The sequence below is a fragment of the Streptomyces sp. NPDC056061 genome, assembly GCF_042266885.1.
In the GTDB taxonomy this organism is placed as follows: Bacteria; Actinomycetota; Actinomycetes; order Streptomycetales; family Streptomycetaceae; genus Streptomyces.
Window position 1 is genome coordinate 1 of record NZ_JBHJWQ010000035.1, and the last position, 18406, is coordinate 18406.

The 18406-nt window shown below is 72.8% G+C and carries 16 protein-coding genes; 3 read left to right on the plus strand and 13 right to left on the minus strand.

Annotated elements, in window-relative coordinates:
• Positions 1 to 90: 90 nt before the first annotated feature.
• The 6 genes from ACFC79_RS32780 to ACFC79_RS32805 form a co-directional block, all read right to left on the minus strand.
• Complete coding sequence (locus ACFC79_RS32780; RefSeq protein ID WP_376247976.1) at positions 91 to 1473, minus strand: hypothetical protein; 1383 nt, start codon at positions 1471 to 1473, stop codon at positions 91 to 93.
• Between the two features lie 38 nt (positions 1474 to 1511).
• The gene (locus tag ACFC79_RS32785) at positions 1512 to 2627 is read right to left on the minus strand and encodes a hypothetical protein (protein ID WP_376247865.1); all 1116 of its coding nucleotides are present in this window, start codon (positions 2625 to 2627) and stop codon (positions 1512 to 1514) included.
• A gap of 116 nt (positions 2628 to 2743) precedes the next feature.
• On the minus strand, positions 2744 to 3781 hold the full coding sequence (locus tag ACFC79_RS32790; RefSeq protein ID WP_376247868.1) for a hypothetical protein: 1038 nt from the start codon (positions 3779 to 3781) through the stop codon (positions 2744 to 2746).
• Positions 3782 to 3846: 65 nt separating this feature from the next.
• Positions 3847 to 4536, minus strand: a complete 690-nt coding sequence (locus ACFC79_RS32795; RefSeq protein ID WP_376247870.1) for a peptidase — start codon at positions 4534 to 4536, stop codon at positions 3847 to 3849.
• A gap of 174 nt (positions 4537 to 4710) precedes the next feature.
• On the minus strand, positions 4711 to 5226 hold the full coding sequence (locus tag ACFC79_RS32800) for an ATP-binding protein (RefSeq protein WP_376247872.1): 516 nt from the start codon (positions 5224 to 5226) through the stop codon (positions 4711 to 4713).
• A 346-nt stretch (positions 5227 to 5572) separates the two neighbouring features.
• The gene (locus ACFC79_RS32805) at positions 5573 to 5941 is read right to left on the minus strand and encodes an STAS domain-containing protein (RefSeq protein ID WP_376247874.1); all 369 of its coding nucleotides are present in this window, start codon (positions 5939 to 5941) and stop codon (positions 5573 to 5575) included.
• Positions 5942 to 6236: 295 nt separating this feature from the next.
• Between ACFC79_RS32805 and ACFC79_RS32810 the strand changes: the two genes are divergently transcribed.
• A complete protein-coding gene (locus tag ACFC79_RS32810; protein WP_376247876.1) occupies positions 6237 to 7256 on the plus strand; it encodes an RNA polymerase sigma factor SigF in 1020 nt (339 codons plus the stop codon).
• Positions 7257 to 7383: 127 nt separating this feature from the next.
• On the opposite strand, the gene hutI is transcribed toward ACFC79_RS32810, so the two are convergent.
• The 6 genes from hutI to ACFC79_RS32840 all read right to left on the minus strand — a co-directional run bounded on the left by hutI (position 7384) and on the right by ACFC79_RS32840 (position 14626).
• The gene (gene hutI, locus ACFC79_RS32815) at positions 7384 to 8556 is read right to left on the minus strand and encodes an imidazolonepropionase (protein WP_376247879.1); all 1173 of its coding nucleotides are present in this window, start codon (positions 8554 to 8556) and stop codon (positions 7384 to 7386) included.
• A gap of 110 nt (positions 8557 to 8666) precedes the next feature.
• Positions 8667 to 10055: a formimidoylglutamate deiminase gene (locus ACFC79_RS32820; protein ID WP_376247882.1), complete on the minus strand. Its 1389-nt coding sequence runs from the start codon at positions 10053 to 10055 to the stop codon at positions 8667 to 8669.
• Complete coding sequence (locus ACFC79_RS32825) at positions 10046 to 11251, minus strand: allantoate amidohydrolase (RefSeq protein ID WP_376247978.1); 1206 nt, start codon at positions 11249 to 11251, stop codon at positions 10046 to 10048. Before ACFC79_RS32825 ends, ACFC79_RS32820 begins: the two co-directional genes overlap by 10 nt.
• 71 nt (positions 11252 to 11322) lie before the next feature.
• Positions 11323 to 12984 (minus strand): urocanate hydratase, encoded by a 1662-nt coding sequence (hutU, locus tag ACFC79_RS32830; RefSeq protein WP_376247884.1) that lies wholly within the window; start codon positions 12982 to 12984, stop codon positions 11323 to 11325.
• 126 nt (positions 12985 to 13110) lie between these two features.
• Positions 13111 to 13374 (minus strand): hypothetical protein, encoded by a 264-nt coding sequence (locus ACFC79_RS32835; protein WP_376247887.1) that lies wholly within the window; start codon positions 13372 to 13374, stop codon positions 13111 to 13113.
• A gap of 406 nt (positions 13375 to 13780) precedes the next feature.
• The gene (locus ACFC79_RS32840; protein WP_376247890.1) at positions 13781 to 14626 is read right to left on the minus strand and encodes a MurR/RpiR family transcriptional regulator; all 846 of its coding nucleotides are present in this window, start codon (positions 14624 to 14626) and stop codon (positions 13781 to 13783) included.
• A gap of 232 nt (positions 14627 to 14858) precedes the next feature.
• Here ACFC79_RS32840 and ACFC79_RS32845 point away from each other — a divergent pair, with 232 nt between their 5' ends.
• Positions 14859 to 15278 carry a hypothetical protein gene (locus ACFC79_RS32845; RefSeq protein WP_376247892.1) on the plus strand — a complete coding sequence of 140 codons (420 nt, stop codon included), beginning with the start codon at positions 14859 to 14861 and terminating at the stop codon, positions 15276 to 15278.
• Between the two features lie 444 nt (positions 15279 to 15722).
• On the opposite strand, the gene ACFC79_RS32850 is transcribed toward ACFC79_RS32845, so the two are convergent.
• A complete protein-coding gene (locus ACFC79_RS32850; protein WP_376247895.1) occupies positions 15723 to 17129 on the minus strand; it encodes a cystathionine beta-synthase in 1407 nt (468 codons plus the stop codon).
• A 154-nt stretch (positions 17130 to 17283) separates the two neighbouring features.
• Here ACFC79_RS32850 and ACFC79_RS32855 point away from each other — a divergent pair, with 154 nt between their 5' ends.
• Positions 17284 to 18381 carry an SGNH/GDSL hydrolase family protein gene (locus tag ACFC79_RS32855; RefSeq protein WP_376247981.1) on the plus strand — a complete coding sequence of 366 codons (1098 nt, stop codon included), beginning with the start codon at positions 17284 to 17286 and terminating at the stop codon, positions 18379 to 18381.
• Positions 18382 to 18406 lie beyond the last annotated feature (25 nt).

Here is an 18406-nt window from a genome sequence, read left to right on the forward strand (position 1 = left end):
GGGGGGGGGGGGGGCCCCCCCCCGGGGGGGGGCCCCCGCCCCTCCCCTCCCGGCCGTTCGGGCCTCCCGCCGGTTCGGCCCGTCCTCGGCTCAGCGCAGTCCGCGCAGCCTGCGCCACGGGGTGAAGGTGAACACGGCGCCGCCCAGCAGGATCGCCGTCCCCGCGACCAGGCCGAGTGCGCGCAGGGTGCCGTGGTCCTCGGCCCCGGTGGCCGCCAGTCCGCCGCCGGAGCCCCCGCCGCCGGCCGCCGTGCCGGTGGAACCCGCGGCCCCGGAGGAGCCCGAGCCGGTGGAGCCGGAGACGCCGCCCTCCTGGGCGGTGGTGTCGAGTTGCAGTGACGGGGTCACCGTTCCCTTGGTCGTGCACGGGATGCTGATCTTCGAGGTGCCCAGGGTGACGTCGATGGTCAGGGTGCCGGGGCTGAGCGAGGCCCTGCCGGAGGCGCCCGGCTTGTACGTCCCGGTCATGTCGGCGAGGTCGACCGGTTTGCCCTGCTCCAGCGGTTCGGCGTTGGCGGGGCCGGTGACCTTCACCGATCCCTTGTCGGCGCCGCCGACGACGACGTCCATGGACGGTTTGAGCGCTCCCGCGGGCAGCGCGGCCGGGCTGTCCATCACGCCCTTGGCGGTCCTGACCGTGAGCGCGTAGCTCCCGCCGTTCTTCTTGGCGTCGATGGTCACCTTCGAGGAGATGGCGGCGGGGCCGGGAGAGGTGCAGGCGAACTGGACGGCCACCTCCTTGCCGGGGAAGTCGGTCTGTCCGTCGCCGCCCCCGGAGCCCGAGGTGGTTCCGCCGCCGTCACCGCCACCCGTGCCGGTGGAACCGGTGGAGCCGCCCGTGCCGGTGGAGCCCGCGGAGGTGGTGCCCGCGGAGGTGGTGCCGCCCGCCGCGGTGGAACCGCTGGACGTTCCGCTGGACGTGCCGCTCGTCGTCCCGCTGGACGTGCCCCCGGCGGTGGTGCCCGAGCCGCTGTCCGTGACCTTGATGGTCGCGCCCGGTTGCACCGTCTCCTCGGGGGTGCACTTGGTGTCCGTGGAGAGCGGCTTGGAGACGTTGATGTCGTACGCGTCCGGCGTCAGCGTGATCTCACCGGCCTTCTCCAGCTTCAGCGTGCCCTTCATGTCGGGCAGCACCATGGCGCTGTTCTTCGGGATCGGCGGATTCTGCCGCGGCCCCTCCATCGTCAGGGTGCCGGTGGCGGCGCCGCCCACCTTGATCGTTCCGGTCGGCTTGACCGTGTCCTTGTCCAGATCGAGGATGTCGGGGTTCTTCGACGCGGCCTGGACCGTCTTCCACACCACCTCGACGGTGTCCCCGACCTCGGCCTCGGCAGGCGCCGTCAGTTGCACCACGGTGGTGCCCTGCACCGGCGGCAGTCCGGAGATGGGCGGGGGCAGGCACTTGGTCTGGTACGAGATGTCGGCGGCCCGCGCCGGTCCCGCGGCCAGCAGTATGCCCGCGCCACCGAGCATCATCGCGACTCCCGCCGCGACCGTTCTCCGTTGCGTACTCACGAATGTCCCTTCGTCGTCGGCCTGTTCCCTGACGGTGCGGAATTCGGTGCGGCATCCGGTGTGAACCACGGCAGAGCGGCCGCGGTCGCCGGTGCTGTCGACGGGTCCCGGTCGGCCGTGGGCGCGCGGCGCGGGCCGCTGTGCGGCCGGGCCGGGCGGCGGCGCCGGGCGCGGGTCGGGGCGTGCGCGGGGCGCGGCCGCACCCTGTCGACGACGGCCATGCCGATCCGGAACACGGCGGCCGGCACGACGAGGCACAGCAGGATCCAGAAGAGGGTGACGCCCCAGGGACGGCCGACCCCCCACGGCTGTTCGGCCAGCACCTTGTCGCCGTACTTCAGCGAGACCTGGTAGTCGCCGTGGGCGCCCGCCGTCAGTTCGACCGGCAGTTCGACCCGCGCCTTGCCGCCGGGGGCGATGGTGCCGCGCCACTGCCGCTCCTCCCATTGCGGGGCGAACACGCCGTGCGCGGTGCCGACCCGGAAGACCGGGTCCCGTACGGGGGAGGTGCCGAGATTGCCGACGGTGACGACCAGGCGCCGGGCGGGCGGTGCGCCGAACCAGGTGAGGATTCCGCTCCCGCCCTCCAGCCGGGTGGCCGCCAGCACCGCGAGCCTGCCGCCGCCGGTGTTCTCCGGCAGCGCGGCGACCGGGTGTCCGGCCACGACGAACACGGCGTCGGCGGTGGCCTGTTCCCCGGTCACGGTCGCGACGTGCACCACGCAGGGGCAGGGCACCGGCGGCTCGGCGACCGGGAGTTCCTTGGCGAAGCCGCCGTCGGTGCCGGTGGTGACGGCGCGACCGTCGGCGTTGGCGCACGAGTTGGTGCCGCCGATCACCCCGCGGTCCGGGGTGGACCGGCCGCAGATCAGCATCATCAGCAACGTACCGGGACGCCATCCGGTGCCCTTGACGATGATCTCGCCGCCCTTGCCCGCCTGCCGCTCGGAGACGGTGACCGCGGGTTTCGCGTCCGCGCCGCTCGCCCGGACCGCGTGTCCGGCGGTCGCGTGTCCGACGGCCGGGCCGGTGACTGCGGCGTGGGCGGCAACCGACCCGACGGCTGCCAGGGAGCACGTCAGCAGCACGGGGAGCAGCGCCCGGAGCGGCACGGCGGCCCACCGGTTCCGGCCACCGCCGCGGTGACCGCCTCCTTGCCGGTCGCCGCCGCGCCGATCGGCCCTGCGGCGACCGCCCCGCCCGGATGCCGCCGGTCCGGCCCGTCCCGTCATGATTCCCCTCCCGCCTTCACCAAGTGCCGTGTGTCGGAGCCCTGTCGGTCTCCGGGCGCCCGGCCGGGCGCCGCCCCGTCGACGTGTGCCGACGGCCCGCTCCCACGGGCCGGCCGGCCGCGTGCCCGGCGGCGCCGGTACCCGGACGCCCCCGCGACCGCGGTGGCCAGGAGCAGCAGCGCCCCGCCGGTCACCGGAACCCATGGGACGAAGACCGCACGCGCCGTCGCCTCGCCGTGCGCACCGCCCGCCGCCGTGACGCGCAGCCGTACCGTCGCCGCGTCGAGGGCCGGAACCTCCCGCCACGGTTCGGTGAGCCGGACGCGCTGTCCGGGCCCGAGTTCCACCGGCAGGGCGCGGGACCCGCGTTGCAGCAGCGTCCCGAACACCCCGTCGGCCTCGACGGCGAGCCGCGGGGCCAGAACCGTGTTGCCGCGGTTGACCAGCGCGTAGTGGATGGTCCGCCCGGACACGGTGACGTCCTCGACGGTGAGCGCCGCCAGCGTCGGCCCGCCGACCCGCAGTCGTACCCGTACGTCCACCGCGTGGTCGCCGCCGCGTACGACGATCGCCGCCGAACGGTCGCCGGGGGGTGTGCCCACCGGCACCGTGACGGAGAACGGCACCTCGGCGCGGGTGCGGGGCGGCACGGTGAGTTCCGGCACGGCGGTCCGCAGCCAGGCCCCGGTTCCGGCGGCGGCCCTGCCCGTGCGCACCGCGGGGCCGTTCTCCTCCGGGTCCGGCGCATCGGTGGCGCGCAGCCCCACCGTCACCGGTTCCGTACCGGGGTTGGTGACGGAGAGCCGGTCCTGGAGGACGGCGCCGGGCGGCCCCTCCAGGTAGAAGGACGGCCTGCCGACGCCCTCCCCGGCACCGCCCGTCGCGGGCCCTGCCGTCCACCCGGCGGAAGTCCGGTGCGGTGCCGGCGAGGGCTTCGGCGTCCGGGCGACGGCCGCATCCACCGGAGTCATGGCGAGGGCCAACAGCAGTACGACGAGGGCGAGTCGGGCCTGGTGGCCGGTCGACGACGGCATGGGCGGCTCCCTGGTACGTGGCGACGGCTGGCTCACGGGGCCCTGTCCGGGCCGGGATTCGCGCCCTACCGGCCGGCGGCCCCCTGACCGCGCCGGGTGAGCCAGAGCACCCCCGCGGCACCGGTCAGCAGCACCGTGCCGCCGAGCATGCCGAGCGCCATGGCCGAATCGAGCGGCCCGGTCCTCGGCAACTGGCCGCCGGTGTCCGGAGCGCTCTGCCCGCCGTTCGAGCCGCCCTGCGCGCCGCCGACCGCCGAGACGTCGAGCCGCAGCGAGGGGCCGGGCTTGCCGGAAGGGGTGCAGGTGGTGGTGGTACCGAGTGCCTTGATGGTGAGCACACCGGCGGTGAAGTCGACCTTGCCGCTCTTCCTCGGGGTGTACGTACCCGTCAGGTCACCGATCTTGATGGGGGTGTTGGCCGGTATGGCGGTCGCGTTCGGCGGGCCGGAGACCTGGACCTTTCCCTGGTCCGCACCGCTCACCTCGATCACCGCGCTGGGGCTCATCGCCCCCTTGCCGAGTTCGACCGGGCTGGACGAGACCCCCTTCCGGAAGGACATCGTGAGCGTGTAGCCGTTGCCGCTCTTCACGCCCGTGATGTCGATGGGAGACACGGCGCCCTTGTCACCGATCGGGGTCTTGCACCGGTAGTCGACGTCCACGACCGTGGCGTGGGCGGCGGGCGCGGCCATCAGCACCACCGTGCCCGCCAGCGCGGACGCCAGCGCGAGAGCTGTTCGCTTCTGGTAGGACACCTTGATTTCCCCCTCATGCCGGGAGTCGCAGCACGCCGCCTCTCATCCGACACGTTGCTGACGACACATCAGATCGGCGCTCAAGGTACGCCCGGGGCCTTGTGGAGGGAAGACAAAGAGCGCGCCGATCCGACGCGCTCTCCAGGGTGTGCGTACGGGGGTTCGCCCCCGGATCTACGCGGGGGCGGCCAACTCCGCCCAGACGGTCTTGCCCGGCCGGCCCGGCGTCCGCAGAACGCCCCAGTCCAGACAGAGCCGCTGCACGATGAACATGCCGTGCCCGCCCGGCCTTCCGGCCCGGTGCGGCGTACGCGGCGCGGGCCGGCCGGCGCCCGCGTCGACGACCTCCACCCGCAGCACCTTCCCCGCGAAGGAGACGCGCAGTTCCTCCGGACCGTCGGCGTGCAGACAGGCATTGGTGACCAACTCGGAGACGACCAGCAGGACGTCCTCGGCGGCGGCCCGCCCGTCCGCGCTCGACGCGGGGAGCCAGCCCCACGCGTGAAGCGCCTGGCGGGCGAAGTCACGGGCCGTCGGCACGGTGCCGGCGACTCCCCGCAGTGACAGCGTGCGCCACTGCCGCGCGGCCGGTTCGCGGGAGGCCGCGCCGGCGTCCGCCTCCGCGTCGGCGCCGGCGTCCTCCGGCTCGCGGCCGAGGTCGCCCGGCGGATGCTGCCGGGTGGTGCTCATCAGCGCTTCACCTCACCGATTCACCATGTCGCCATCGAACAGTTTCAACTACAGATCACGTATAGATACAGCACACACAGATACCGCACGTCCAGACACCGCACGCCCGGACGTCTCACGCCCCGACGTCTCACGCCCGGACGCCGCTCGCACCGGAGCGGCGCCGACGGAAACGGCACGCGAAATCGCCGGACACACGCCTATGACCAGGTGGTGCCGGGGGTCACACACCGCCCCGCCGGATGTCTCCTGCCCGGCCGAATCGTGACAACACCCACTTCGTCCACGCGATCGGCGTGACGAGAGCAACACGTGAGGCCCGGGGGGTCGTGGAACACCCCCACGATCACGTTTCCAGAGCGTCGTCCAGGGAGTCGTGAACGGTGAAGACCGCCTCGGCCCCGGTGATTTCGAAGACCCTCGCCACCGTCGGCAGCATTCCGGCCAAATGAACCCCTCCCCCGGCCGCCTCCGCCTTGAGGCGGGCACCGAGCAGCACGTTCAGCCCGGTGGAATCGCAGAATTCGAGTCGCGAGCAGTCGACCACCAGGCGCGCCCGCCCCTGCTCGACGGCGCTCTCCAGGGGCTCCCGCAGCAGATCGGCCGTGTGGTGATCCAGCTCACCCACGGGCGTCACCACCTCGCTGCGCCCCTCGGTACGGGTCTCGACCTGAAGTCGACCCCGGCTCGCACTGCCGACCGTCCCGCGGTCCATGCCCGTCCCTCTTCACCGATCGTCGCTGCCTGCGTCACTGCCCGCGTCCCCGCGCGCACGGATTCGTCGTAGTCGTCGCCGACGCCTCGAAACAGTACGCGTTCCGTACGCCACGTGGTAGCCAAAGACCTCAACAAACCGGACATATAGCAACAATTGGCGCTTGTAACTCTCCATCCGAACCGGGTAAGGGTAGAGGGACACCCAAAACCACGGCCGGCTTCGGAGGCGCCGCTTCACCGCAGGAACACGTATGGGCATCGGCAGCCATATGCCGAGAACGATGGAGGAGACCATGTCACCCCGGCTCGACGGAACGCGTACCCCCGACGCGACGTCAGCACGTCCTGAGGGACTGACCCACTCAGACTCCCCTGCCGCGGACGCCTCGGGCGGCACGCGCAGCAGCAACAGCACCACCAGCACCACCACCCTCACGGAGGCCGTCGGAACCGTCGACGGCGATCGCGCGGACCATCCGTCCGCCGCCTCCCACCGCGTCCCCGAGGGACTCGAAGGACTTCCCGAGATCCCCCCCTTCGACGAGGTGGAGCCGCTGGATGCCAGGGCCCTGTCGAAGACGCTCTTCGAGCGGCTCGAATCCCTGGAGGAAGGCACCCACGAGTACGCGTACGTCCGCAACACCCTCGTCGAACTGAACCTGGCGCTGGTCAAGTTCGCCGCCTCCCGGTTCCGCTCCCGCAGTGAGCCGATGGAGGACATCGTCCAGGTCGGCACCATCGGCCTGATCAAGGCGATCGACCGCTTCGAGCTCAGCCGGGGCGTGGAGTTCCCGACGTTCGCGATGCCGACCATCGTCGGCGAGATCAAGCGTTTCTTCCGCGACACCAGCTGGTCCGTGCGCGTCCCGCGCCGACTCCAGGAGTTGCGGCTCGACCTGGCCAAGGCGGGCGACGAGCTCGCCCAGCAGCTGGATCGTTCACCCACCGTGGGCGAGCTCGCCGACCGCCTCGGCATCACTCGCGACGAGGTCGTCGAGGGCATGGCCGCGAGCAACGCGTACACCGCGAGCTCGCTGGACGCCAAGCCCGAGGAGGACGAGCACGAGGGCGCCCTGTCGGACCGCATCGGCTACGAGGACCACGGGCTCGAAGGCATCGAGTACGTCGAGTCCCTGAAGCCGCTGATCGCCTCGCTGCCGCGCCGCGACCGCACGATCCTCTCTCTCCGCTTCGTCGCCAACATGACGCAGTCGGAGATCGGTGAGGAACTGGGCATCTCCCAGATGCACGTGTCGCGGCTGCTCTCCCGGACACTGGGCAGGCTCCGGAAGGGCCTGATGCTGGAGGAGTGAACGGGCAGCGCACGCCCGGCATGCCACGAGCCCGACGCGGAAGGACCCGGCCCGACGAGGGCCGGGTCCTTCCGCGTGTCCGGGTCCTTCCGCGCGGGTGGCGCCCCGGAATGGCCGGTGGGAGGGCTCAGACGACTCGTTCGCCGCGACGCCAGACGGCGTGGGTCAGCGGGACGCCCGGCCGGTAGGCGAGGTGGACGTGGCTGGGGGCGTCGAGGAGCACCAGGTCGGCCCGGGCTCCGGGGGCGATCCGGCCGATGTCCGTGCGCCGCAGCGCCGCCGCGCCGCCCGCGGTGGCGGACCACACCGCCTCGTCCGGGGTCATGCCCATGTCGCGCACGGCGAGGGCGATGCAGAAGGGCAGGGAGGACGTGAACGACGAGCCCGGGTTGCAGTCGGTGGAGAGCGCGACGGTGGCGCCCGCGTCGAGGAGGCGGCGGGCGTCCGGCCAGGCGGCGCGGGTGGAGAACTCGGCGCCGGGGAGCAGGGTGGCGACGGTGTTCCCCTGGGCCAGGGCGTCGACGTCGGCGTCGGTGAGGTGGGTGCAGTGGTCGGCGGAGGCGGCGTCGAGTTCGACGGCGAGCAGGACTCCGGGGCCGTGGCCGAGCTGGTTGGCGTGGACGCGCGGGTGCAGGCCCCTGGCGCGGCCGGCGGTGAGGACGGCGCGGGCCTGGTCGCCGTCGAAGGCGCCCCGTTCGCAGAAGACGTCCACCCAACGGGCGTGCGGGGCGCAGGCGTCGAGCATCGGCCCGGTGACCAGGTCGACGTAGCCGGCCGGGTCGTCGGCGTAGTCGGAGGGGACGACGTGGGCGCCGAGGTAGGTGACCTCCTCGGTGTGCCGGGCGGCGATGCGCAGGGAACGGGCCTCGTCCTCGACGGTGAGGCCGTAGCCGGACTTGGTCTCGAAGGTGGTGGTGCCCTGGCGCAGCGCCTCGGCGAGGTACCGGGCGACGTTGGCGGAGAGCTCCTCGTCGGTGGCGGCGCGGGTGGCGGCGACCGTGGTCCTGATGCCGCCCGCGCTGTAGGAGCGGCCGGACATCCGGGCGTTGAACTCCTCGGTGCGGTCGCCCGCGAACACGAGGTGCGAGTGGGAGTCGACGAAGCCGGGGATCGCGGCCCGGCCGCCCGCGTCGACGGCGTTGTCGGTGGCGGGTGTTCTGCTCGATTCACCGGTCCACACGATCCGGTCGTCCTCGATGACGACGGCCGCGTCCCGGATCACGCCCAGGGGGGAATCCGTGCCGAGGGAGGGATCGTTGGTGACCAGACTGGCGATGTTGGTGATGGCGGTCGTCGTCATCGGGAGACTGCTCTCCTTCGGTGGGGGCTTGCGGGGTGGCCGTCCGGTGCCGTCGTCAATCACCGCCGTGCGCGGCGCCCCGGGACCGGGCGGCCCCGGGGCGGCCGTGCTCAGCGGCGCAGCGCGGAAATCGCCGAGGCCAGTGCTTCGGGGACGTCCTCGATCAGCGTGTGCCGGCCGTCCCGGACGATGTGCCGCCCCGCCACGACCGTGTGCCGCACGTCCGCCGCGGAGGCGGCGAATACGGCGACTTCGGCGGCGAGCCGCGGCGGCGGTCCTGCCGTTCTGACGGAGTCCAGGGCGACGGTCGTCAGATCGGCGGGGGCACCGGTTTCGAGGACGCCGGCCTCGGGTCGGCCGAGCGCGCGGTGTCCGTCGACGGTCGCGGCGCGCAGCAGGGCGGCGGCCGTCCAGTGGCCGCGGGTCCGGGTGCGCAGGCGTTCGTCGAGCTCCATCGCGCGGGCCTCTTCGAAGAGGTCGATCACGGCGTGGCTGTCGCTGCCGAGGGAGAGCGGCGAACCGGCGCGCTGAAGTGCGGAGGCCGGGCCGATTCCGTCGGCGAGGTCGCGTTCGGTGGTGGGGCACATGCAGGTGCCGGTCCCCGAGGAGCCCAGGAGCGTGATGTCCCCGCCGGTGAGGTGGGTGTTGTGGATGCCGGTGGTGCGGGCCCCGAGCACCCCGTGGTCGGCGAGGAGCCGGGTCGGGGTGCGGCCGTGGGCGAGAAGGCAGGCGCGGTTCTCCGCGATCTGTTCGGAGAGATGGACATGGAGCGGGGCCTGCCGTTCCTCGGCCCAGGCGGCCACGGTGGCGAGCTGTGCGGCGGGCACCGCGCGCACGGAGTGGATGGCCGCGCCGATCAGGGCGTGGTCGCCGCCCTTGAGGAGGGAGGCGCGTTCGGCCCAGGCGTCCGCGGTGGTGTCGGAGAAGCGCAGCTGGTGCGGGTCGGGCTCCTGGTACTGCCCTGGACGCGTGCCGAAACCGGCGGCGAGGTAGGCGGTGTCGAGCAGGGTGATCCGGATGCCGGCCTCGCCCGCCGCCGCGATCAGCGCCTCGCCCATCGCGTTGGGGTCGGCGTACGGCGTGCCGTCCGGCGCGTGGTGCAGATAGTGGAATTCACCGACGGCGGTGATGCCGGCCAGGGCCATTTCGGCGTACACCGCGCGGGCGAGGTCGTGGTAGGAGTCCGGGTTGAGCCGGGAGGCGACCTGATACATGGTCTCGCGCCAGGTCCAGAAGGTGCCGGAGCCGACCTGGACGGTGGAGCGCAGTGCGCGGTGGAACGCGTGGGAGTGGGTGTTGGCGAGCCCGGGGAGGGTGAGCCCGCGCAGCACGGTGGCGCCCGGCGGCGGGGTGGCGACCCCGGTGCGGACGCCCGCGACGGTCCCGCCGGACACGTCGAGGGCGACGCCCGGCTCGACATGGGTGCCGAGCCAGGCGTGGGACAGCCAGTACGTCGCGGTGGGGGGTCTGGGGCCTTCCGGCTCCGTCGTCAGCGGCACGCGAGACCTTCCAGTACATCGGCGAGTGCGATGACCCCGGCCGCGCAGTCGTCCTCGGCGGCGTGTTCGGCCGGTGAGTGCGAGATCCCGGTGGGGTTGCGTACGAACAGCATGGCGGTGGGGACCGAAGCGGACAAAATACCCGCGTCGTGTCCGGCGCCGGTCCCGAGGACGGGCACGGCGCGGTCGTCGCCCCGGCGCGCGAGGATCGTGCCGAGTTCGTCGCGCAGGGCGTGCGCGAACTCCACGACGGGGGTGAACGACTCCCGTACGACGTCGAGGTCGATCCCGGCCCGCTCGGCGTGTTCCCGGGCGGCCCGCTCGATGCCTGCGACCACGGCGTCCAGGCGGTCCTGGTCGGCGGCGCGGGAGTCGAGCCAGCCGCGCACGAGGGAGGGGATGGCGTTGACGCCGTTGGGCTCGACGGCGACCTTGCCGAAGGTGGCGAGGGCGCCGACGAGTTCGGCCTCCCGGCGGGCGGCCAGCACGGTCTCGGCGTAGGTGAGCATCGGGTCGCGCCGGTCGGCGAGCCGGGTGGTGCCGGCGTGGTTGGCCTCGCCGCGGAAGTCGAACCGCCAGCGGCCGTGCGGCCAGATCGCGGAGGCGATGCCGACGGGGTCGCCGGTGAGGTCGAGGGCGCGCCCCTGCTCGACGTGGAGTTCGACGAACGCGCCGATCCGGGCGAGCCGTTCGGGGTCGGGGCCGATCGCGTCGGGGTCGTAGCCGGCCGCCTCCATGGCCTGCGGGAGGGTGACACCGTCGCCGTCGCGGAGGTGGTGTGCCGCCTCGACGGTGAGCTGTCCGGCGGCGAGCCGGGAGCCCACGCAGGCGAGCCCGAAGCGGGCGCCCTCCTCGTCGCCGAAGTTGGTGACGGCCAGCGGGCGGGTGAACTCGACTCCTCTGCGGCGGAGTTCGTCGAGCGCGGCGAAGGAGGAGATGACGCCGAGCGGCCCGTCGAAGGCTCCGCCGTCCGGTACGGAGTCCAGGTGCGATCCGGTGACGACGGCGTCCCCGGCCAGGGGGTCGCCGAGCCAGGCCCACTGGTTGCCGTTCCGGTCGGTCTCGTAGGTGAGGCCGCGCGCCTCGGCCTGGGTCCGGAACCAGGCGCGGCAGTCGGTGTCGGCGCCGGTCCAGGCGTAGCGGCGGTAGCCGCCGCTGTCCGGGTGCCGGCCGATCGGAAGGAGCTCGCGCCACATGTCGTGGAACGACGGGGCGCCGCGCCCGGCCGCGCCGGCCGGCTCCGTGGCGGCACCGAGGGGCGTCGGGCTCACTTGTCGCCCTCCGCCATCGGCACGCGCACGCCCTTGTCCGCGGCGACCGATTCGGCGATGTCGTACCCGGCGTCGACGTGCCGGATGACGCCCATGCCGGGGTCGTTGGTGAGCACCCGGCGGATCTTCTCGCCCGCCAGTGGTGTGCCGTCGGCGACGGTCACCTGCCCGGCGTGGATGGAGCGGCCCATCCCGACCCCGCCGCCGTGGTGGAGGGAGACCCAGGACGCGCCGGAGGCGACGTTGACCATGGCGTTCAGCAGCGGCCAGTCGGCGATCGCGTCGGAGCCGTCGCGCATGGCCTCGGTCTCCCGGTACGGGGAGGCCACCGAGCCGCAGTCGAGGTGGTCGCGGCCGATCGCCAGCGGGGCGGCGAGTTCGCCGGAGGCGACCATGTCGTTGAACCGCTCCCCCGCCCTGTCGCGTTCGCCGTAGCCGAGCCAGCAGATCCGGGCGGGCAGCCCCTGGAAGTGGACGCGCTCACCGGCCATGGTGATCCACCGGCGCAGCGACTCGTTCTCCGGGAAGAGGTCGAGGATCGCCTTGTCGGTCTTGTGGATGTCGGACGCCTCGCCGGACAGCGCGGCCCAGCGGAAGGGTCCCCTGCCCTCGCAGAAGAGCGGCCGGATGTAGGCGGGAACGAAACCGGGGAAGGCGAACGCCCGCTCGTAGCCAGCGAGTTGCGCCTCGCCGCGGATCGAGTTGCCGTAGTCGAAGACCTCGGCCCCGGCGTCCATGAAGCCGACCATCGCCTCGACGTGACGGGCCATCGACTCCCGCGCCCGGGTGGTGAAGCCCGCCGGGTCCTTGGCGGCGTACGCGGCCATGTCGTCGAAGTCGACACCGACCGGGAGATACGCGAGCGGGTCGTGCGCGCTGGTCTGGTCGGTGACGATGTCGATCGGCGCACCCTCGGCGAGCATCCGCGGGAGCAGTTCCGCCGCGTTGCCGAGCAGGCCGATGGAGAGCGGCCTGCGGGCGTCCCGGGCCTCGGTGGCGAGTCGGAGCGCGTGCTCCGGGGAGTCGGCGCGCACGTCGAGGTAGCGGTGCTCGATCCGGCGCTCGATGGCCCGGGGGTCGCAGTCGATGCAGATCGCGACGCCGTCGTTCATGGTCACGGCGAGCGGCTGGGCGCCGCCCATGCCGCCGAGTCCGGCGGTCAGGGTGATGGTGCCGGCCAGCGTCCCGCCGAACTTCTTCGCGGCGACGGCGGCGAAGGTCTCGTAGGTGCCCTGGAGGATGCCCTGGGTGCCGATGTAGATCCACGAGCCGGCGGTCATCTGGCCGTACATGGTGAGCCCGAGGGCCTCCAGGCGGCGGAACTCCTCCCAGTTCGCCCAGTCGCCGACCAGGTTGGAATTGGCGATCAGGACCCGCGGCGCCCACTCGTGCGTCTGCATGACGCCGACCGGGCGCCCGGACTGGACGAGCATCGTCTCGTCCTGCTTGAGCGTCCGCAGGGTGCGCACCATCGCGTCGAACGAGCGCCAGTCCCGGGCCGCCTTCCCGGTGCCGCCGTAGACGACGAGCTTGTCGGGGTGCTCGGCGACCTCGGGGTCCAGGTTGTTCTGCAGCATGCGCAGGGCGGCCTCCTGCTGCCATCCCAGGGCGCTCAGTTCGGTACCGCGCGGCGCACGTACGGGGCGGGGTCCTGACATGGCAATGCCTCCTCGCTTCTGATGCCTCTTATTCACATCCTGATGTTCTGAATACTCGTAGTCAACAGGGCCTCGCCGACACCGGCGGGAACGCGCCGCGGCGGCGGGCACGGACGCGGGGTGGCCTCAGTACAGAATGCCGCGCAGACCGTCGCCGCCCTCGGCGCAACCGAAGCGCCCCCGACAGCAGCCCGACCAGCCCGTGCCCCCGGCCCCGGCCAGGACGACGCGCTGCCACCGCTCACCGGACCCGTCGTCCCGGCCCAGGCACAGCGAGAGCGCGGGCACGGCCACCCACATACCCGCTCCCGGCAGCGGAACCGATTCCGGGAGCACGGAGAGGATCTCCTCGGCGGGATGCCCGAACAGGTCGACGCCGTCCCACACCACGCACGGATCCGCCGCGCCGGACAGCGGTGACCGCCTGTCGAGCCCGACACGCACGAGCCGGTCCGCCGCGTCCGGCCCCCGCCGACCGAGGTCACCCGGAGCCCGTCGAAATCGGCGACGACGTTCCATTCCGGCTGGAAGAGATAGCCGCGGAACCAGGCGTCGTGGGCGTGGCGCAGCTCGGAGTGGTCCGCGAGCGTCAACGACCCGCACTGCAGCCCGTTGTACGTCCGGGGCGCGGCAGCCGTCAGCCGGGCACGGGCCTTCTCGGGGCCCGTGCCGAACCGGAGCGTCCCGGCCCCGCCCGGCAGCCCCACGCCCGTCCCTGGCAACAGTTCCAGCACCGCTCCCGTGTCCGGAACCGTCCGGGAGACCGCGTCCGGGGCCGCCGCCGACACCGGCGCCCTCAGTCGACGAACAGGCCGCGCGCCGCCGCGCGCGCGTCGAACTCCTCCAGCCTCGCCTGCGCGTCGGGCAGGTCGTCGCACATCGCCTCCAGTAGTACCCGGCCCAGCAGCATGGGCGCGCACGCGGTGTCGAAGGCGAGCCCGGTGCCGACGGCGGCCGGGATCAGCAGATCGCTGTGCTTGGCCACGGGCGCGAACGCGGAGTCGGCCACCGAGACGACGCTCATCCCCTGCTCCTGCGCGTAGGCGAGGGCGTCGACGACTTCCTTCGGGTGCCGGGGGAGCGCGAAGCAGATCAGCGCCGTGGCACCCGCCCGGCGCGCGGCGTCGATCCGGTCGTGCAGCATGCTGCCGCCCTCGTCGAGCACCCGGACGTCCGGGTGGACCTTGGCCGCGAAGTACCCGAAGCCGCGCGCCTGCGAGGAGGCGGCCCGCAACCCGAGCACCGGCAGCGGACGCGAGGCCGCCAGCAGCCTCCCCGCGCGCTCGACCGGCGCGGGGTCGGCGAGCAGATCGGCGAGGTGCCGCAGGTTCTCGATCTCCCCGAGCACGGCCTGCTGGTACTCGTTGCGCACGTCGTCCCCGCCGCCCGGTGCGGGCCCGGCGGGGGCCACCTCGCGCAGGTGCCTGCGCAGTGCCGGGTAGCCGTCGAAGCCGAGCGCCACGGCGAACCGGGTGACCGACGGCTGACTGACCCCGGCGAGCTCGGCAAGTTCCACACTCGACAGGAACGGGGCGTCCCCGGCCCTGCGCACCATCCAGTGGGCGATGCGCCGCTGGGTGGGCGTGAGCCGGCGCCCCTCGAAGAGCCGCTGCAACCGCGCGGCCGGGCTGCTCCCGCTCATGCTGTCCCCTCGGTAGATCCGTCGCACCGCGGTCCGGCGCCGACGGATCCATTCAGCCAGCACGACGTCTGCATGTCCATATGCAACGTCGACGGCGGGAACCGCACCTCGGGGCCTTTCGGGTCCGGCCGACGCCCGGACCTCGCGACGGCGGTCCCCGGAGGCGGCCACCCGGGGAAAGAGGGGGGATAGCCCCACTGCACACGAGGCAGTCGGTTCGTAGCGTGAAGGTATGAAAGCCGGAGACCCGGAGCTCAAGAGCGAGCTCGATGCCACCCTGCACGCCCGTAACGAGCTGGGTTCGGATTACGAGTCCGCGCTCGTGGAGTCGTTTCTGGAGAAGGTCGAGCAGCGGCTCGACAGCACGCTCGACCGACGTGTCAGACGCCACCTCGCCGAGCAGCAGGTGAGCGTCGCCAGGGGCGCGCGCCAACCGCAGCCCCTGGGAGGCTTCGGGGAGCGCTACGGCTTCGGGATCATCTCGCTGGTCCTGGCGATCCCGCTGTCGGCGATCGCCGCCGCGGCCTCCCACATCCAGGGTCTGGTCATCGTCTGGCTGAGCATCCTCGGCATCAACGCCGTGTACGCGGCCCGCGACTGGCCCTGGTTCCAGCGCCGCTCCGAAACCGCGAAGTCCGACTGGGACGGCTGACACGACCGGGGCGACCGGGGCGACCGGGGCGACCAATACGGCCGAGACGGCCGATGACCGGGCGGCACCGGACAGCCGGACCACGGGACAGCCGGGCAAGCGGGCGAGGTGAGCAGCGCGGGGACCGCCGCACCCCCGGTCGCCCGGGGGGGGCGGGACGACGGCGGTCCCCGCGAGAACGCGGTCCGGGGCAGAGCCGGTGGCCGCGTCCGGGCGACGAGGGAGGTCCGGGAGCCGCTCCGTAGTCCATGTCGCCGTATCGGGTGCCGGCAGGTTTCCCGGCCGACACCCCTCAATGTGCCGGACCCGTGTTAAGCCGGTGCTGCGCGCACATGTCGCGCTCGTACCGTTTTTGCGAAGCCGGACCCCGCCGGCCCGACCCCGCACGGCGCCATACGGTCCCGCACAACCTCGCACGGCCCGCGCGGCCCGGCCGTACCGGCGCTACGCCTTGCCTGCCGACGCGTCCTTCGCCAGGAACGCCAGCAGGTCCTGCCTGCTGACCACGCCCTTCGGCTTGCCCTCCACCAGCACGATCGCCGCGTCCGCCGCGTTCGTGCCGCCGAGCACCGACATCAGGTCCTCGACCGGTTCGCCGGAGCCGACCTGGGGCAGCGGCGGCGACATGTGCTTCTCCAACGGGTCGGAGAGCGAGGCGCGCTGGGCGAACAGCGCGTTCAGCAGCTCCCGCTCCACCACCGAACCGACGACCTCGGCGGCCATCACGTCCGGGTGGCCCGCGCCCGGCTTCACGATCGGCATCTGCGAGACGCCGTACTCGCGCAGCACCTCGATCGCCTCGCCGACGGTCTCCTCGGGGTGCATGTGGACGAGGGTCGGGATCGGTCCCTCCTTGTGATCGAGCACGTCCCCGACCCGGGCCGACGGGCCGGCGTCCTCCAGAAAGCCGTAGTCGGCCATCCACTCGTCGTTGAAGATCTTGCTGAGGTACCCGCGCCCGCTGTCCGGCAGCAGCACGACGACCACGTCGTCCGGACCCAGCCGCTGCGCGACCTCCAGGGCGGCGACGACCGCCATCCCGCAGGAGCCACCGACCAGCAGGCCCTCCTCCTTCGCCAGGCGACGGGTCATCTGGAAGGAGTCCTTGTCGGACACGGCGACGATCTCGTCCGTGACCGTCCGGTCGTAGGCGGTCGGCCAGAAGTCCTCGCCGACGCCCTCGACGAGGTACGGGCGCCCGGAACCGCCGGAGTAGACGGACCCCTCCGGGTCCGCGCCGACGACCTTCACCGCGCCGCCGCTGATCTCCTTCAGATAGCGGCCGGTGCCGCTGATCGTGCCGCCTGTGCCGACACCCGCGACGAAGTGGGTGATCTTCCCGTCGGTCTGCTCCCACAGTTCCGGACCGGTGGTCTCGTAGTGCGAGCGCGGGTTGTTCGGGTTGGAGTACTGGTCGGGCTTCCAGGCTCCCGGCGTCTCACGGACCAGCCGGTCGGAGACGTTGTAGTAGGAGTCGGGGTGTTCGGGGTCGACGGCCGTCGGGCAGACGACGACCTCGGCACCGTAGGCGCGCAGCACATTGATCTTGTCCGTGGACACCTTGTCCGGGCAGACGAAGATGCACTTGTACCCCTTCTGCTGGGCGACGATCGCCAGGCCGACGCCCGTGTTGCCGCTGGTCGGCTCGACGATCGTGCCGCCGGGTCGCAGCTCGCCGCTCTCCTCGGCGGCCTCGATCATCCGCAGGGCGATGCGGTCCTTGACCGAACCACCGGGGTTGAAGTACTCGACCTTGGCCAGGACCGTCGCCTGGATGCCGGCCGCGACACTGCGCAGCCTCACCAGCGGGGTATTGCCTACGAGGCTGATCATCGAATCGTGGAATTGCACCGTGTACTCCGGAGTCTCCGTAATGGTGCGGCAAGCGTATGCGTACGGGCGGGAGATCGGGCGAAACGATTGAGCGGCGGCCCGCACGGGGCAGTTAGCTCTATGTACGACGGTACGGCGACGAGAGGTGGACCGGACTGTGTCGAGGGCGAGAGTGGCACGGCGGATCGCAGCGGGAGCGGCCTACGGCGGCGGCAGCATCGGCCTGATCGGTGCGGCGGCGGTGGGCGTGCTGCTGACGGAGGTCCATCTGGCGAAACGGCACGTCGGCGGCAACATCGCACCGGTCCCGCCGAGCGCGGACGGACGGTACGGGGTGGCGTTCGCCGGTCCCGCCGATCCGCTGCGGCTGGGGTTGCTGGGTGACTCGACGGCAGCCGGTCAGGGGGTGCGCCGGGCCGGACAGACACCGGGGGCACTGCTCTCCTCGGGGCTGGCGGCGGTGTCCGAGCGGCCGGTGGATCTGCGCAACGTGGCACGGCCCGGGGCCCGCTCGGACGATCTGGAGCGGCAGGTCTCGCTGCTCCTCGCCGACCCGTCCGCCGCACCCGACGTCTGCGTGATCATGATCGGGGCGAACGATGTGACGCACCGGATCCCCGCCACCCATTCCGTCCGCTGTCTGACCACCGCGGTGCGCAGGCTGCGCACCGCGGGCTCGGAGGTGGTGGTCGGCACGTGCCCGGATCTCGGCACGATCGAGCCGGTCTACCAGCCGCTGCGCTGGCTGGCCCGGCGGGTGAGCCGTCAGCTGGCGGCGGCGCAGACGATCGGGGCGGTGGAGCAGGGCGGGCGCACGGTGTCGCTGGGCGACCTGCTGGGGCCGGAGTTCGAGGCGAACCCGCGGGAGCTGTTCGGGCCGGACAGCTACCACCCGTCGGCGGAGGGGTATGCCACGGCGGCGATGGCGGTGCTGCCGACGCTCTGTGCGGTGCTGGGGCTCTGGCCGGAGTCCGACCGCCTGGACGGGGCCCGTCGCGATGACATGCTGCCGGTGGCCCAGGCGGCCTCCCAGGCGGCCGACGAAGCCGGTACGGAGGTCACGGGGGCCCGGGCACCCTGGGCCCTCCTCAAGCACCGGAGGAGGCGGCGCCTGCCCGCGACCACGGAGCCCCATCCGCGCCCGGGGACGGACGAGGTCGCGGAGGAGTCGGCGGAACGGGAGGCGGCCCCCGGCGGGGCTCCCGTGCCGCCGTACACGAAGCTGCGGGACACCCCCCGCGGAACCTCCCAGGACCTCCCGACCAACTGACGGCAACCCGACCACCGACCGAGCC

Excerpts from the sequence above, each read along its gene's own strand:
- ACFC79_RS32800 (WP_376247872.1), bottom strand. The coding sequence starts at position 5,226 with ATGAGCACCACCCGGCAGCATCCGCCGGGCGACCTCGGCCGCGAGCCG.
- ACFC79_RS32840 (WP_376247890.1), bottom strand. The coding sequence starts at position 14,626 with ATGAGCGGGAGCAGCCCGGCCGCGCGGTTGCAGCGGCTCTTCGAGGGG.
- ACFC79_RS32805 (WP_376247874.1), bottom strand. The coding sequence starts at position 5,941 with ATGGACCGCGGGACGGTCGGCAGTGCGAGCCGGGGTCGACTTCAGGTC.
- ACFC79_RS32845 (WP_376247892.1), top strand. The coding sequence starts at position 14,859 with ATGAAAGCCGGAGACCCGGAGCTCAAGAGCGAGCTCGATGCCACCCTG.
- ACFC79_RS32825 (WP_376247978.1), bottom strand. The coding sequence starts at position 11,251 with ATGTGGCGCGAGCTCCTTCCGATCGGCCGGCACCCGGACAGCGGCGGC.
- ACFC79_RS32780 (WP_376247976.1), bottom strand. The coding sequence starts at position 1,473 with ATGCTCGGTGGCGCGGGCATACTGCTGGCCGCGGGACCGGCGCGGGCC.
- ACFC79_RS32810 (WP_376247876.1), top strand. The coding sequence starts at position 6,237 with ATGTCACCCCGGCTCGACGGAACGCGTACCCCCGACGCGACGTCAGCA.
- hutU (WP_376247884.1), bottom strand. The coding sequence starts at position 12,984 with ATGTCAGGACCCCGCCCCGTACGTGCGCCGCGCGGTACCGAACTGAGC.
- ACFC79_RS32790 (WP_376247868.1), bottom strand. The coding sequence starts at position 3,781 with ATGCCGTCGTCGACCGGCCACCAGGCCCGACTCGCCCTCGTCGTACTG.
- hutI (WP_376247879.1), bottom strand. The coding sequence starts at position 8,556 with ATGACGACGACCGCCATCACCAACATCGCCAGTCTGGTCACCAACGAT.